Here is a 15,282-nt window from a genome sequence, read left to right on the forward strand (position 1 = left end):
AATAAATATTCATCAATACACCTGTTTATACTTTTTAGTTCCTCGTGTTTTTATATATTTGCCGGGATTTGAAAGCCCAAACCCCATGCTTAAACCTATAGTACTCACGTTATTTGCCTTTCTGGGCATCTCAACATTATCGACTGCACAATCACTGGCACACGAAGTTGGAATAATATTCGGCCCCGTTACTTTCCAATCTGATTTTGGTGAAAGAAATAACCTGGATACCAATCTTGGAAACACGGGATTTGGTGTCGGATTGGTTCACTTTATAAATTTCTCTTCCAATAGCAACGGAGAAAGCTTCTTTACTGAGCATTTCAAAGTCAGATCAGAACTTTCTTTTAATAACACAAAACTGAATCATTTTGGAGAATGGACTGAGAAAAAACCTCAAACATTAGGGGTTAAGCAGCTTAAAGCCATGCACGGGAAATCAACTGTAATTTGTTTTGGATCACAACTCGAATTTTCTCCTGTAAAAATACATTACTACGAAACTTCTATAGGGACTTTCAGTCCTTATGTAAGCTTAGGCTTTTTAGTGAGCTACTATACGACAGAAGTAAGCTCTGAACTTGGCCAACTGGGAACTCCCGAAACTACATTTCCAAAATACCTAACCCCTTCAGACGGACGTCAATTTGGCTATTCCAGTGAGAATGGTTTGGTTTTATCAGGTACAGCCGGTTTAGGTATTCATTACAAATTAGGACGCATGAATGATTTAATGTTTGAAACTCGTTTTCAGGTTTTCAACTCCGACTGGGTTGACGGTTTAAATCCAAACAAGAAGATTTACAAAGAAAACAAATCAAATGACTCACAGATTTGGTTTAACGTAGGATATATTCAGTACTTATAATCTTTAAAATTCCAAATAAAACAAATCCCAAATTCCAAAATATTAAAATTGGAATTTGGGATTTATTATTTGAAACATATGTTTTTTTTCAACTTCGACTGGGTTGACGGACTAAATCCAAACAAGAAAATTTAAAAAGAAAACAAATCAAATGACTGGCAAGTTTGGTTTAATGTATGGTACATTCAGTACTTATAATTTAAAAAATTCCAAGTCCCAAGTTCCGAATAAAAAATCCCAAATTCCAAAGTAATTAAAATTGGAGTTTGGGATTTATTTTTTGGAATTTACTTTTTTTATGCTAAGGCTTGTTCCAGATCAGCAATTAAATCTTCGGCATCTTCAATACCAACACTTAATCGAACTAAATCGTCAGTAATACCAACTTCTGCTCTTTTGTCTGCCGGAATTGAAGCATGTGTCATCAAAGCCGGATGATTGGCCAAAGATTCCACTCCACCTAAAGACTCAGCCAAAGTAAAAACTTTCAGCTTTTCTAAAAAAGCAATCGAATCTTCTTTTTTTCCTGATTTGAACGTAAAAGACACCATCCCGCCAAAAGCTTTCATTTGTTTTTTAGCAATCTCATGAAATGGATGACTTTTTAAACCCGGATAATAAACGGTATCAATCTTAGGATGATTACTCAAATACTCTACTACTTTTTCTCCATTTTCACAATGTCTCTGTACTCTCAACGAAAGTGTTTTGATTCCTCTTAAAACCAGGAAACTATCCATTGGTCCTAATGTTGCTCCGGTAGCAAATTGCTGAAAATGCAACTGATCACCTAAAACCTCATCTTTCACAATTAAAGCTCCGGCAATGACATCTGAATGTCCACCCAGGTATTTTGTTGCAGAGTGCATTACAATATCAGCTCCCAAATCAAGTGGTTTTTGCAAATAAGGTGTTGCAAAAGTATTATCGACAGCAAATAGAATATTATTTGCTTTGGTGATTTTTGCTACTTCTTCGATATCTGCTAATTTCATCAACGGGTTAGTTGGTGTTTCAACCCAGATCAGTTTCGTATTTTCATTGATTAACGATTTCAGTTTTTCGAGATCTGTCATATCTACAAAATGAAACTTAATCCCTGAATCTTTATAGATTCTAGAGAACATTCTGTAGGTTCCTCCGTACAAATCATCCATTGCGATAATCTCATCGCCAGCTTTAAAAGATCTCAAAACACAATCCGTAGCCGCCAAACCTGATGAAAAAGCCAATCCACGGGTACCGTTTTCAATACTTGCCAAAGCATTTTCTAAAGCCGAACGTGTTGGATTTGATGCTCTGCTATACTCATAATCCGCCAAAGGTTTTCCCGGACTGGTTTGTATAAAAGTTGAAGTTTGATACACGGGAGGCATAACAGCTCCTGTAGCTGGATCATGATGCTGACCACCATGTATTACTTTAGTATTGAATTTCATATAGTTATATATTTAAAATGCATAATTGTGCTACAAATTTACCGTTTAATTTATTTTAATCCTGACACAACTTCTTACCTTTGTATATAATTAACATTTTTTGACATGAAACAATATCCTTTTTTAATCTTTTTACTTTTGACGCTTGTAAGCTGCAGCAAAGAACTTTCGTTTGAAAATGAGACATTTGAAAAAGAATCTACATTGCCTTGCGAAAAGGACTGCCCAAAAATAACCATTGATATTCCTATTGCAAAAAATATCCCTATTGTAGCTGACAGTATCAATAAAAAAGTTTTTTCGGTCATTAAAGAAATCGTCTATTTTGAAGAAGACCCGAAAAAAGCCAATGACTACAAAGCCCTTACAGCATCTTTTATCGGCTCTTATGAAGAAATGCATAAAAAATTCCCGGGCGAAACTTTTGGATGGGAGGCAAAAATAAAAGGAAATATTGAATTTGAATCCGATCAGATTATCAACATCAAAATTGACCACTATACTTTTACCGGAGGAGCACACGGTTATCAAGGGTATCGTTCCTTACTATTTCATTCTAAAACCGGAAAAACGATTTTTACCGATCAGGTCTTTAAAAATGAAAAAGAATTTCTGGCTTACGCCGAAAAAGAATTTCGAAAAAAATATAAAATCCCGGAAAAATCAAATATTAACGCAACAGGTTTAATGTTTGAAAATGATAAATTCCAACTGCCACAAAACATTTTCTACACCAAAGAAGGATTGCTTTTATACTACAACTCCTATGAAGCCGCTTCTTATGCTGATGGCCCAAAAGAACTGTTGTTCCCTTATGATGAAATCAGTAAATATTTAAAATACCAATAGCTTTAAACCAAAGCTGCACGTGCCAAAAAAACTTTATCGCTTTGAACCTTTGCACTTTTACCTAGAACCTCAGTACCTTAGCCACTCTATTTAGCTCCTTCCTGAAAATCGTATTTCATCTTACGTAAAATTCGCAGAGCTTCTTTAAACGACAAATAAATATTGCCAAAAGGCTTTAAAAGTAGTTTGGCGTCGATTAGTTTTTGTTTGGCATCGTCAAAACCATTTAGATAACAAATCATAAAAGTAGAAGGCAGATTCTCCAAATCTTTTAATTCTCGCTCTGATAAAGCTATACCGCGTTGAAGTTTTTGAAGTAAAGCCATATTTGCATTGTAAATATGATACAGCATTTTACGGTTGAACTCAGGAGGCTGGAAAAGCATTTCGCTATCAATTTTATAATAGCCGTTGTCAAAAAAATGAATGGTTTGCTTTTCTAACGGATAGTAGCTGGTCTTGTCGTTTAAACCTAAAGGAACATACTCCGTTATGGTAAAACTATTTTCATCATAAACAATTGTAACCACATCCTGAGCAGAATAAAAAAGTTTAATCTGTTCATTGATTAGCTCAATATCAACACGGGATAAGAAGGTTTTATCTCTGGATTTTTTTGGTACTCCTGCCCAGCAGATTACAAACAACTCTTTAAAAACATGATATTTAGGCGACATGTCTTTGTGCCTGAAATTCATAAAATCAATTACACCGTCAAGCGTGTACTGAATACTGTTTCTCGAATTGTTTTCGATCCCGATAACTGTTTCTGTATTTTGGTAATTCTTTTCGACTTCGCCTTCAACAGGAACCGAATTACTCCCCCGACGCACAAAAACACTATTAGCAACGATCGTATGAATTCCTTTTTTGAAATAGGAGATTTTACTTTTGGGCTTAATAGTCACCAATCCGATTACTTTATCTTTCGGAAGATTCGGAAAAGGCACATTTTCGTATTGAATTTTAGGCGGATTTTCTAAAAAAGCATTAACAAGATTCTGGATGCGGCTATCATCAAAAAAATCATCCCCTACAATTTCGTTATCGTGATCCTCTACTCCCACCACGATATAAGAATTATTCGTAGGATTTGAATTCGATAAGGCACAAATATGCTTCAGGAATTTCCCTTTTCCTTCACGTGAATGCAGGTTCAATTGCCTTTTTTTATCATAAAAACTGCTCTCGTCGTTATGAGCGAGCAGGTTTTTTATTAAAAGACGTTTATTGATCATTTTTTTAGATTGTTAGACTGACTTAGACTGGCTTAGATCTTTAGACATTCTTAGAATGTTAGATTATTGAGTTGGGAAACAAATTGCCAAACTTCTCAGGCACCTAAATTAATCTAAAAATTCAAGAAGTCCGTCAACCCAATTTTAAGATTACCAACTTAGAGTAAAAAAATCTAGGAAGTTTAAGCTAGTCTAAAGATCTAAGCCAGTCTAAGAAAAGTCTATAAATCTTTTTTAACAATTGTCGACGAGGCTTGTGCCGTACTCATGACAACTAAATCGGCAATATTGACGTGGTAAGGTCTTGAAATCACAAAGTGAATAATATCGGCGATATCTTCTGCCTGAAGCGGATCAAAACCTTTGTACACATTTGATGCTCTTTCTACATCGCCTTTAAAACGCACTTCACTAAATTCGGTTGCCACCATTCCGGGATGAATCCCTCCAACTCTGATTCCAAAAGGATTTAAGTCAATCCGCATTCCAGCAGTAATCGCATCAACGGCATGTTTACTTCCACAGTACACATTTCCGTTAGGATAAACTTCTTTTGCAGCTGTTGAACCAATGTTTATAATGTGTCCGGATTTTTTGGCTGTCATTTTTGGAATTACTGCTTTCGAAACATACAAAAGTCCTTTTACATTTATATCAATCATAGCATCCCAATCGTCCAAATCTCCAGTTTGAATAGGATCTAAACCATGTGCATTCCCGGCATTGTTTATCAAAACATCAATATCCGAAAATGACGCAGGAAGTCCAGCTATTTTTTCAAGAACATCCTTTTTATCACGAACATCAAATGACAGGGAATGTACTTCTGTAAATGCCGAAAGTTCTTTTTCAAGTTCGCTTAAACGGTCAGTACGTCTTCCGCAAAGCACCACTTTAAAGTTGTTTTTAGCCAGTATTTGCGAGGTTGCTTTTCCAATTCCGCTTGTGGCACCAGTAATTAAAACTGTTTTTTTCATTTTAAATATTTTATTTAACACATAGAAACATAGTTCTGCTTTGCTTTAAGGCATTTCATTTGCATTAGTTCACAAAACTATGTGCAAATGACATGCTTAAAAATACTACTTCTAAGTAAGCAGAGCATCTATGTTTCTATGTGTTTATTTTTTTTGCATCCTGACTAAACACTAAAAATTAAGCAACATCGTCACCCATACTTTCCGTCCAGATCGCAAACCAGTCTTCTTTGTCCATTTCTAACTCTACTGCTTTCATCAGCGATTGAATTCTGGCAATATTTACGGTTCCGGCAATTGGAATTACCTTTGCAGGATGTTTTAAAATCCACGCCAATAAAAGGGTATCAGAACCAAAACCATATTTTTTAACTAAATCTGACAGCAGCTTTTTCAAACGACGTGTTTTTTTAGTGTCTTCTCTAAAAACTGTTCCAAGAGGATTCCAAGACAACGGACGGATTCCGTGTGTTTGCATATAATCAAAACTTCCGTCAACCATAGGCTCAAAATTCGTCGCTGAAAACTGCACCTGATTGTAACTAACTTCTGTTTTCTGACGAATCAATTCAGTTTGTGAACTTGTAAAATTCGAAAGTCCGAAATCAATAATTTTACCTTCCGATTTTAACTTTTCAACAGCTTCTGCTATTTCTTCGACCTGCATAAGCGGGCTCGGTCTGTGCAGCAAAAAAACGTCTACATAATCTGTCTTCAGTTTCTTCAATGATTCTTCAACAGACCACACTATATATTCTTTAGAGTAATCGTAATGTTTGATTGTATTTTTACGACTTTCAGCAATCATCTGAATACCGCATTTGGTGATTAATTGTAATTTTTCACGCGAAATTTTGCTGGTTTGAAATGCTTTTCCAAAATCGGCTTCAGTAGTATAAGCGCCGTAAATATCTGCGTGATCAAAAGTAGTAATTTTGTTTTCGATACAAATCTGTATCATGTTTTCCATTTCTTTAAGCGTTAGGTTTTTATCCCATACACCCCAATTCATAGTGCCCGAAATAATAGGCGATAATACTGTTTTACTCATGGTTTTATTGCGTTATTTTTGGTAATAAATATGCTTTTCTGAAGCATAATCACCAAAGTTCTTAAAAATATAAAAATAGATTCCCAATTCGTCCTTAAAATTAGGTCTTTGGTCGAAGTTTTAACCATTTTTTAACATCTTACTTCTCAAAAAATATTCAATTTGCACTCTCAAAAGTTAGGCATAAAAATCAACGTTTTAAAAAGGTTTTAAAAATATTTATATGGAAGAAAATACAACGACTTTAGACATTAGAGCGATAAATGAGAAAATTGAAAGAGAAAGTGCTTTTATAGACCTTCTTACAATGGAAATGAACAAAGTTATTGTGGGCCAGAAACATATGGTCGAGCGTTTACTAATCGGACTTTTAGGACAAGGGCACATTTTGCTTGAAGGTGTTCCGGGATTGGCCAAAACTTTAGCGATAAATACTTTGTCGCAAGCGGTTCAGGGTTCGTTTAGCCGTATTCAGTTTACTCCGGATTTATTGCCTGCCGATGTTGTTGGAACGATGATCTACAATATCAAAGCCAACGAATTTTCAATTAAAAAAGGACCAATCTTCGCTAATTTCGTCCTTGCCGATGAGATTAACCGTGCTCCGGCAAAAGTACAGTCAGCACTTTTGGAGGCGATGCAGGAAAAACAAGTTACAATTGGCGATACCACTTTTAAACTAGACCGTCCGTTTTTAGTTCTTGCAACGCAAAATCCGGTGGAGCAGGAAGGAACTTACCAACTTCCGGAAGCCCAAGTCGATCGTTTTATGCTTAAAACTGTAATTGACTATCCAAAAATCGACGAAGAACGTTTTGTAATTCGTCAAAACTTAAAAGGATCTTACGAAAAAGTAAACCCTGTAGTTTCTGTAGAGCAAATCCTGCGTGCGCAGGAAGCTGTACGTGAAGTTTACATGGACGAAAAAATCGAAAAATATATCTTAGATATCATCTTTGCTACCCGTTATCCGGAGAAGTACAAACTTGCCGACTTAAAACCTCTTATTAGTTTTGGAGCATCACCTCGTGGAAGTATCAATTTAGCTAATGCAGCAAAATGTTACGCTTTCATCAAACGTCGTGGATATGTAATTCCAGAAGATGTTCGTGCAGTTGTACATGATGTTCTACGTCACAGAGTTGGAATAACGTATGAAGCTGAAGCCGAAAATATTACTTCTGTAGACATTATCAACAAAATCGTAAACGAGATTGAAGTACCTTAAAAATTTGTTTAATGTTTCATGTTTCAAGTTGTAGCAAAACTATCTTGAAACATGAAACTTTTAAACTTTAAACAAATAAAATGGATACAAAAGAGCTTTTAAAAAAAGTACGGAAAATAGAAATCAAAACCAAAAGACTGAGCAATCATATCTTTTCGGGAGAATACCACTCTTCCTTTAAAGGACGAGGGATGACTTTTAGTGAAGTACGTCAATACCAATATGGCGATGACATTCGTAACATCGATTGGAATGTAACGGCACGCTACAATGAAGCCCACGTAAAAGTTTTTGAAGAAGAGCGCGAACTAACCATGGTTTTAATGGTGGATATTTCGGGATCTGAAAGTTTTGGTTCAAAAAGTCAGTTTAAGAAAGACATCGGCAACGAAATTGCGGCAACGATGGCTTTTTCGGCTACACAAAATAATGATAAAATTGGTTTAATATTATTCTCTGACAATGTAGAGTTGTATATTCCCCCAAAAAAAGGACGTTCTCACGTACTGCGAATCATTCGTGAGTTAATTGAATTTGAACCGAAGAGTCATAAAACCGATATTTCACAAGCTTTAAAATTCCTATCCGGAACGCAAAAAAAGAAAGCTATCGTTTTTATGATTTCCGATTTTATGTCTGAAAATTACGAGCAGACTTTAAAAATTGCTTCAAAAAAACATGACATAACCGGCGTTCGTGTATACGATATCCGTGAGGAAAAAATTCCAAATTTAGGAATGGTGAGTATGCTTGATGCTGAAACGGGAAAAATTCAATTGGTCAATACCGGTTCAAAAACAGTACGACTTAATTATGAAAAGCATTATCAGGACAGAGTAAACTATTTCAAAGATATTTTCAGCAAATCCGGAGCAGGAGTCGTAAATACAAGAGTCGACGAGAATTATGTAACGAAGTTGTTGGGCTATTTTAAATCAAGATGATAATTCTAGATTATTAGACTTCTTAGATTGTTAGAATATTAGATTTTAAAGAATATAATTATCCCAAAAATAAAATCCGCTTAAATCTGTGTCATCCGTGTGCCATTTTAAGCATTAGTTTTAGACTAAAATCTGAAATCAAAAATCAAATGAAATTAAAATTTTACATATTTTTATTTTTACTTTCTTCCGCTGTTTTTGCGCAACAAAAACAAGTAGAGACAAGCATTGATACTACAAAAAATAAAATTGGCGCCGAATTTAAACTAACCCTCAAAACGGTTGTAAGTTCGAAGTCTAAGGTTGTTTTTCCTAAACTAAAAAACATAGGACCATTAGAGGTTATTCAATCGTATCCCATTGATACCGTAAAGAAGAATGACACTTATGAACTGATCAAAAAATATGGTTTAACACAATTTGATTCCGGAAAATATACCATTCCGGCTATTAAGATTTTAATTGACAAGAAACCCTACTTAACAGATTCTATTCGTGTTGAAGTGGCAAATGTAAAAGTAGACACTCTGCAACAAAAAATGTACGATATCAAAGACATCACTCCCGCTGATAGTGGCATGGGCAATTGGTGGCTTTATCTTTTAATTCTGATTGTAATCCTTGCCATTGGAGCATTTGTATATTGGTACGTTAAGAAACACCAAAAGAAAAAAATAGAAGAGGAAGTTTACAAAACTCCTATCGAAAAAGCGACTAGCTTGTTGAACAATCTAGAGCAAAAAGAACTGGTACAGAAAGGCGAAATTAAAGAATACTATAGCGAACTAACGGATATCGCCCGAAACTATATCGAAGAAGCCATTCATATTCCTGCAATGGAAAGCACCACTTCTGAATTGATTCAGGCCATCAGAACCGCTTCTACAAAAAAGAAAATGACTTTAACACCGGAAACCGTTGAAAACTTAGAACGCGTGCTGCGTCAGGCGGATTTGGTAAAATTTGCGAAGTCTAAACCTTTAGAATTTGAAATTACGGAAGACCGAAATAAAATTCAAAAAGTAATCTTAACCCTTGATAATGCTATTCCAACCGAAGTTCCGGCAGAGGAAGAAGATCAATTGTTGAACGAAGCACAAAAACAAAAACAGATTAAACTTCAGTTGTTAAAGAAACGCAACAAACGCATTGCCATTTCTGTAGGCTCTGTTTTCTTTTTATTAATTGCAACCACAGCCTTTTTTATCGCTACCAAAGGTTTCACTTATGTAAAAGATAATATAATCGGACATCCGTCAAAAGAATTATTAGAGGGAGAATGGGTAAAAAGTGAGTACGGAAATCCGGGTATTTTAATCGAGACGCCAAAGGTTTTAAAACGTATGGATACGCAGAAAGTGCTTCCCAAAGAAACCATGGCGCTGATCAAAGAAATGCAGCTTTTTGCTTATGGAAGCATGGTTGGAAATTTCTATGTAACCGTTTCAACAAGCAAATTTAAAAATCCGGTAGAACTTGATCTGGCCAAAGCATTGGAAGGTTCTTTAAAAGTTATCGAAGCTCAGGGTGGACAAAATATCATTGTAAAACAAGAAGATTTTCAAACCAGCGAAGGGGTTCAGGGACTAAAAGGATACGGAACCATGACCGTCCTAAATCCGGTTGACAAAACAAGTTCAAAAGCATATTATGAACTTCTACTCTTTAAACAGGATCAGGGATTGCAACAAATTTTGATTTTACATGAAGAAGGAGACACTTATGCCAATGATATTACAACCAGAATATTAAATTCTGTCGAACTTAGAAAAGCGAGTAACTAATGAATAAGATAACTTTTTTAAATCCGGAATTCTTTTGGTTATTTCTGTTAATTCCAATTGCGATCGCTTGGTTCTTCTGGAAACGAAACCAACAATCGGCGACTTTAAAGATGAGTTCAACTCAGGGTTTCAAAAACAGCGAATCGTTGCTGACTAAATTAAAACCTTGTTTATATGTTTTCAGGATTATTGCCTTAAGCTCTTTAATCATTGCTTTAGCAAGACCAAGAACGGTTGACATCAGCAATCAGACCAAAACTACAAAAGGAATCGATATTGTAATGGCGATTGACGTTTCGGGTAGTATGCTTGCCAAAGATTTAAAGCCAAACCGTATGGAGGCTTTAAAAAGAGTCGCTGCAGATTTTGTTGAAGAAAGACCTAATGACAGAATCGGATTGGTTCTATATGCCTCAGAAGCATATACCAAAACCCCTGTTACAAGTGATAAAGCCATAATCTTAGAAGCGATCAAAGGAATCAAATACGATACGGTTCTGCAAGACGGAACAGGAATTGGAATGGGATTGGCAACGGCCGTAAACCGCTTAAAAGACAGTAAAGCAAAAAGCCGTGTGATTATTCTAATGACCGATGGAGTAAACAACGCCGGTTTTATCGAGCCCGAAACGGCTTCTGACATTGCAAAACAATACGGAATAAAAGTATATACGATTGGAATTGGAACCAACGGAATGGCTCCATCCCCATATGCATACGCACCAAACGGAGGTTTCCTTTTCAAAATGCAAAAAGTAGAAATCGACGAGCAACTAATGAAAAGCATCGCCCGTAAAACAGACGGAACTTATTTTAGAGCCACAAGCAACGATCGATTAGCCGAAATATACAGTGCCATCAATAAGTTAGAAACCACTGAAATACAAGAATTAAAATTCTACGATTACGATGAAAAGTACAGAACATTTGTTTTATTAGCAGCCTTTTTACTATTATTGGAAGTAGGTTTACGAAATACGGTTTACAGAAGCTTTATATAATATTTTAGTCGCAGTCACAGTTTTCAGTTTACAACTGAAAACTGTGACTAAAAACTGCGACTGAGAACTAGAATTAAAAAATGGAATTAGACGAAAAAAAATATTTATACCTTTTATTCTTACTCCCGATTGTGGCGTGCATTTTTCTTTTCAATATGTATTGGAAGAAGAAAAAGCAACGCGAATTTGGTGATCTTGAAATGGTAAAAAGACTGAGCCCTGAACGCTCTGTTTTTAAACCTGTATTAAAATTATCGGTATTTCTTTTGGCACTTGCCTGTTTGATTATTGGATTGGTGAATCCGAAGATTGGAACCAAAATGGAAACCGTAAAACGTGAAGGAATCGATATTGTTTTTGCCGTTGACGTTTCAAAAAGTATGCTTGCCGAAGATGTCGCACCAAGCCGTTTAGATAAAAGCAAACAATTAGTTTCCCAAATCATCAACAATCTGGGAAGTGACAGGATTGGAATCGTAGCCTATGCCGGAAGTGCTTTCCCCGTTTTACCTATTACCTCCGATTATAGTGTGGCCAAAATGTTTCTGCAAAGCATGACTCCTGATATGGTTTCCTCACAAGGAACTTCGCTGGATGAAGCCATTCGATTGTCTTCGACTTATTTTGACGAAAAAAGCAAAACCAGTAAACTGTTGATTTTAATTTCTGACGGAGAAGACCACTCTGAAGGTGCCTCAGCCGCTGCCGAAGAAGCCAACAAAATGGGAATGAAAATCATTACGGTTGGTGTTGGAACTGAAAAAGGAAGCACCATTCCGTTAAAAGAAAACGGAGTAGTCAGAAGCTATCAAAAAGATCAAAACGGACAGACTGTTATTACAAAATTAAATCAGGAAGGTTTAAAAACTATTGCAAAAGCGACTAAAGGTGGTTATGTTTACGGCGGAAATACAAAGGAAGTGCTGGAATACATCAAGAACGCCCTGAACAATATTCAAAAAACAGAATTTGAAGCTACTCAAATGGCCGATTTTCAATCCCAATTTCAGTGGTTCATCGGATTCGCTTTTCTGTTGTTATTTTTAGATATTTTCCTTTTAGAAAGAAAAACAAACTGGATTAAAGAGTTGAATTTATTTAACGAAAAGAAATAATTAAAGTTAGCCACTAATTACACGAAACAAAAAATGTCTTCGTGAGATTCAAAAATAAAAAACAATTAAATTAGTGATAATTGGTACAATTTGTGGCCAACTAAAAACATAAAAAATTAGAATGAAAAATTTACTTCTTTATATTTTACTAACATTTTCTTTGGCAGTTTCTGCTCAGGAGAAAGACAAAACATTGCCTGACACCAATGAGGAATATAAGCAGAATAAATTTACTGATGCAGAAGCCAACTACAGAATTTCAGAGTCAAAATTCCCAAAACGTGCTACCGCTCCTTATAATCTGGGAAATACTATTTACAGACAAAATCAGGCCTCTGAAGCTAAGTTTGCTTACGCGAAAGCCATAAAAAATTCCAAAACAAGACCTGAAAAACATAAAGCATTTCACAATTTAGGAAATGTTTTAATGAAAGAGAAAAATTACACTCAGGCTGTCGAAGCTTACAAAGAAGCTTTGCGCAACGATCCAACTGATGAAGAAACGCGTTACAATTATGCTTTGGCAAAACAAAAACTAAAAGAAAATCCTCCGAAAAACGACAAAAACAAAGATAAGAATAAGGACAAGGATAAAAAGAACGACAAAAAAGACGATCAGAAAAAAGACGGCGACAATAAAGATAAAAAGGACGGAAAAGACGATCAGAAGAAAGACGATAAAGGCGATAAAGACAAGGATAAAAAAGACGGCAAAAATGACCCTAAGAAAGATGACAAATCCGACAACAAAGGGGAGCCAAAACCAATGCCGGGAGGGATATCCAAAGAAAGAGTTCAGAATTTACTGGATGCAGTAAACAACGAAGAGAAGAAGATTCAGGACAAAGTTAACGCCCAAAAGGTAAAAGGTAACCCTAAAAAAACAGAAAAAGACTGGTAGAAAGATTGTTTGTTGTTTTTGGTTTATTGTTCATAATTGCTAAACCAACGATAAACCAAAAACAACAAACAACAAACTATAAACAACAAACCGATTAAACAAGTAATGAAAAGATATTTAATTCTATTACTATTCACTTTTCAGGGGCTTATGGCTCAGGTTCAATTTGAAGCCAAAGTAAGCAAGAATACGCTTGGAGTAAATGAAAGACTCCGTATTGACTTCATCATGAATGTTGATGGAGACAACTTTGACCAGCCTTCATTTGATGGTTTTAAAATTGTAGCCGGACCCAGCCAGCAAATAAGTCAGTCCTGGATTAATGGAAGAAGTTCTTTTCAGAAAATCTATTCTTATATTTTACAACCCAATCAAAAAGGGTCTGTAACGATCAAACAGGCCGCTATTGAATACAATGGTCAGATTTACAAAACGGCACCTTTGAAGATTGTGGTAACCAATGCTGTTGCGCAGGAAAGAGATCCAAATGACAGACCGCAGGGATCCAGTTCTGGCGATGAAATGCTAAATCTTGTAGCCGAAATTTCAAAGACAAATCCATATCTGAATGAACCGATTACAGTGGTGTACAAATTGTATTTCAATTATATCAATGTAACAGGATTTAAAGAACTTGCAAAACCTAAATACAACGACTTCTGGAATCAGAATATCGATATCAAACAACTAGCTGTTGAGCAGGGTAGCTATCAGGGGCAAAGATGTTATTATGTCATCTTAAAAAAGACCATCTTATATCCTCAAAAATCAGGAAGGCTTACTATTGAGCCTCTTTCACTGGACATAGGTGTACAACTGCCAACCAACCGTCGTGACATGTTTGGCCAAATGATTGTAAGCGATGACAACAAAGTGGTTTCAGCCGGCGCTAAAACAATCAACGTACGACCACTGCCGGAGGCTACCAAACCTGAAGGTTTTGGAGGTGCAGTAGGTAAATTTAATTTTACCGTTACCCCTTCTAAAACAACTTTGAAGAATGGAGAAAGTCTTGATTTATTTGTGAGTGCAACCGGAAACGGAAACATGAAATTGTTTACTTTGCCAAAACCTGTTGTACCTAATGCATTAGAAATGTATGATCCTGTACACGACGAAAAGGTGACAACTTCACTGTCCGGAATGTCTGGAAAAATTAGCGACAAATACACCATCATTCCACAATACAAAGGAAAGTATGCGATAAAGCCAATGCAATTTTCTTATTTTGATTTGGGCACAGGTTCATACAAAACAATCACGTCCCAGGAGATCATGATTGACGTTTTAGATGGTCCAATGCCATCGGCAGCAAATGCCCCTGCACATGCGGCTACAAATGCAATTGCCAAAACAGAACAATTTAAATATATCAAGCCAAAAACAACTTTAGTTTCTATTGCTAAGAAAGATTTTTACGGTTCTAATCTATATTACACTCTATTGTTTTTGCCTTTCGTTATTCTGCCAATTATCATTTTGGCTAAGAAAAGAAAAGAAGCAATTGATGGTGACGTTACCGGAAACCGAATTAAAATGAACAATAAGCTGGCGAAGAAATATTTATCTGAAGCCAAAAAACAGCTTAACAACAAAGAACCATTTTATATTGCTCTGGAAAAAGCAATGCATAATTTCCTGAAAGCGAAACTACATATTGAAACCTCAGAAATGAGTAAGGATAATATTCGCGAATTGTTACTGTCCAGAAGTGCCAACCCGGAATCCGTTCAAAGTTTTATCGATTTGACTGAAAACTGCGAATTTGCGAGATATGCTCCGGCATCAAGTGCATCAATCCAACAGGATTTTGACAAGGCTGTTTTGATAATTTCGGAGTTAGAAAAACAAATTGTTTAAACTTAAATAAACTAAAATCCGACAGGT

General features: G+C 35.8%; 13 protein-coding genes and 1 pseudogene. 10 read left to right on the forward strand and 4 right to left on the reverse strand.

Translation table 11 applies throughout. The features are described 5' to 3' along the window. Positions 1–85 precede the first annotated feature (85 nt). Together AC3IS6_RS03895 and AC3IS6_RS03900 are read left to right on the forward strand one after the other, a co-directional pair. Positions 86–868: a THC0290_0291 family protein gene (locus AC3IS6_RS03895; RefSeq protein ID WP_489163693.1), complete on the forward strand. Its 783-nt coding sequence runs from the start codon at positions 86–88 to the stop codon at positions 866–868. An 87-nt stretch (positions 869–955) separates the two neighbouring features. Further along, positions 956–1,066, forward strand: a pseudogene (locus tag AC3IS6_RS03900) (THC0290_0291 family protein); the annotation flags it as partial. A gap of 98 nt (positions 1,067–1,164) precedes the next feature. Here the strand turns inward: AC3IS6_RS03900 and AC3IS6_RS03905 are convergent. Beyond that, positions 1,165–2,307: a cystathionine gamma-synthase gene (locus AC3IS6_RS03905; RefSeq protein WP_489163695.1), complete on the reverse strand. Its 1,143-nt coding sequence runs from the start codon at positions 2,305–2,307 to the stop codon at positions 1,165–1,167. A gap of 105 nt (positions 2,308–2,412) precedes the next feature. Between AC3IS6_RS03905 and AC3IS6_RS03910 the strand changes: the two genes are divergently transcribed. Next, entirely contained in the window at positions 2,413–3,156 is a 744-nt protein-coding gene (locus AC3IS6_RS03910) for a DUF3298 and DUF4163 domain-containing protein (RefSeq protein WP_489163697.1), read from the forward strand. Between the two features lie 86 nt (positions 3,157–3,242). Here the strand turns inward: AC3IS6_RS03910 and AC3IS6_RS03915 are convergent, their stop codons facing one another. The 3 genes from AC3IS6_RS03915 to AC3IS6_RS03925 form a co-directional block, all read right to left on the reverse strand. Next, on the reverse strand, positions 3,243–4,394 hold the full coding sequence (locus AC3IS6_RS03915) for an ATP-binding protein (protein ID WP_489163699.1): 1,152 nt from the start codon (positions 4,392–4,394) through the stop codon (positions 3,243–3,245). 221 nt (positions 4,395–4,615) lie between these two features. Continuing rightward, positions 4,616–5,371: an SDR family NAD(P)-dependent oxidoreductase gene (locus AC3IS6_RS03920; RefSeq protein ID WP_489163701.1), complete on the reverse strand. Its 756-nt coding sequence runs from the start codon at positions 5,369–5,371 to the stop codon at positions 4,616–4,618. 178 nt (positions 5,372–5,549) lie between these two features. Beyond that, a complete protein-coding gene (locus AC3IS6_RS03925) occupies positions 5,550–6,422 on the reverse strand; it encodes an aldo/keto reductase (protein ID WP_489163703.1) in 873 nt (290 codons plus the stop codon). A 223-nt stretch (positions 6,423–6,645) separates the two neighbouring features. On the opposite strand from AC3IS6_RS03925, the gene AC3IS6_RS03930 reads away from it, so the two are divergent. From AC3IS6_RS03930 to AC3IS6_RS03960, 7 genes are all read left to right on the forward strand, one after another. Next, positions 6,646–7,650 carry an AAA family ATPase gene (locus AC3IS6_RS03930; protein WP_007807095.1) on the forward strand — a complete coding sequence of 335 codons (1,005 nt, stop codon included), beginning with the start codon at positions 6,646–6,648 and terminating at the stop codon, positions 7,648–7,650. A gap of 80 nt (positions 7,651–7,730) precedes the next feature. Continuing rightward, the gene (locus AC3IS6_RS03935) at positions 7,731–8,594 is read left to right on the forward strand and encodes a DUF58 domain-containing protein (protein WP_489163705.1); all 864 of its coding nucleotides are present in this window, start codon (positions 7,731–7,733) and stop codon (positions 8,592–8,594) included. Positions 8,595–8,743: 149 nt separating this feature from the next. Beyond that, complete coding sequence (locus AC3IS6_RS03940; protein WP_489163707.1) at positions 8,744–10,378, forward strand: hypothetical protein; 1,635 nt, start codon at positions 8,744–8,746, stop codon at positions 10,376–10,378. Then, the gene (locus AC3IS6_RS03945) at positions 10,378–11,379 is read left to right on the forward strand and encodes a vWA domain-containing protein (RefSeq protein WP_173965055.1); all 1,002 of its coding nucleotides are present in this window, start codon (positions 10,378–10,380) and stop codon (positions 11,377–11,379) included. The genes AC3IS6_RS03940 and AC3IS6_RS03945 overlap by 1 nt, the downstream gene beginning before the upstream one ends. An 80-nt stretch (positions 11,380–11,459) precedes the next feature. Beyond that, positions 11,460–12,494, forward strand: a complete 1,035-nt coding sequence (locus AC3IS6_RS03950) for a vWA domain-containing protein (protein WP_489163709.1) — start codon at positions 11,460–11,462, stop codon at positions 12,492–12,494. Positions 12,495–12,615: 121 nt separating this feature from the next. Continuing rightward, positions 12,616–13,395 (forward strand): tetratricopeptide repeat protein, encoded by a 780-nt coding sequence (locus AC3IS6_RS03955; RefSeq protein WP_489163710.1) that lies wholly within the window; start codon positions 12,616–12,618, stop codon positions 13,393–13,395. A gap of 105 nt (positions 13,396–13,500) precedes the next feature. Then, the gene (locus tag AC3IS6_RS03960) at positions 13,501–15,255 is read left to right on the forward strand and encodes a BatD family protein (RefSeq protein ID WP_489163712.1); all 1,755 of its coding nucleotides are present in this window, start codon (positions 13,501–13,503) and stop codon (positions 15,253–15,255) included. Positions 15,256–15,282 lie beyond the last annotated feature (27 nt).

It is taken from the genome of Flavobacterium sp. KH_035, from assembly GCF_057839565.1.

Bases quoted from the DNA above. Each gene is read 5' to 3' on its own strand.
- AC3IS6_RS03895 (WP_489163693.1), top strand. From the start codon at position 86: ATGCTTAAACCTATAGTACTCACGTTATTTGCCTTTCTGGGCATCTCA.
- AC3IS6_RS03905 (WP_489163695.1), bottom strand. From the start codon at position 2,307: ATGAAATTCAATACTAAAGTAATACATGGTGGTCAGCATCATGATCCA.
- AC3IS6_RS03910 (WP_489163697.1), top strand. From the start codon at position 2,413: ATGAAACAATATCCTTTTTTAATCTTTTTACTTTTGACGCTTGTAAGC.
- AC3IS6_RS03915 (WP_489163699.1), bottom strand. From the start codon at position 4,394: ATGATCAATAAACGTCTTTTAATAAAAAACCTGCTCGCTCATAACGAC.
- AC3IS6_RS03920 (WP_489163701.1), bottom strand. From the start codon at position 5,371: ATGAAAAAAACAGTTTTAATTACTGGTGCCACAAGCGGAATTGGAAAA.
- AC3IS6_RS03925 (WP_489163703.1), bottom strand. From the start codon at position 6,422: ATGAGTAAAACAGTATTATCGCCTATTATTTCGGGCACTATGAATTGG.
- AC3IS6_RS03930 (WP_007807095.1), top strand. From the start codon at position 6,646: ATGGAAGAAAATACAACGACTTTAGACATTAGAGCGATAAATGAGAAA.
- AC3IS6_RS03935 (WP_489163705.1), top strand. From the start codon at position 7,731: ATGGATACAAAAGAGCTTTTAAAAAAAGTACGGAAAATAGAAATCAAA.
- AC3IS6_RS03940 (WP_489163707.1), top strand. From the start codon at position 8,744: ATGAAATTAAAATTTTACATATTTTTATTTTTACTTTCTTCCGCTGTT.
- AC3IS6_RS03945 (WP_173965055.1), top strand. From the start codon at position 10,378: ATGAATAAGATAACTTTTTTAAATCCGGAATTCTTTTGGTTATTTCTG.
- AC3IS6_RS03950 (WP_489163709.1), top strand. From the start codon at position 11,460: ATGGAATTAGACGAAAAAAAATATTTATACCTTTTATTCTTACTCCCG.
- AC3IS6_RS03955 (WP_489163710.1), top strand. From the start codon at position 12,616: ATGAAAAATTTACTTCTTTATATTTTACTAACATTTTCTTTGGCAGTT.
- AC3IS6_RS03960 (WP_489163712.1), top strand. From the start codon at position 13,501: ATGAAAAGATATTTAATTCTATTACTATTCACTTTTCAGGGGCTTATG.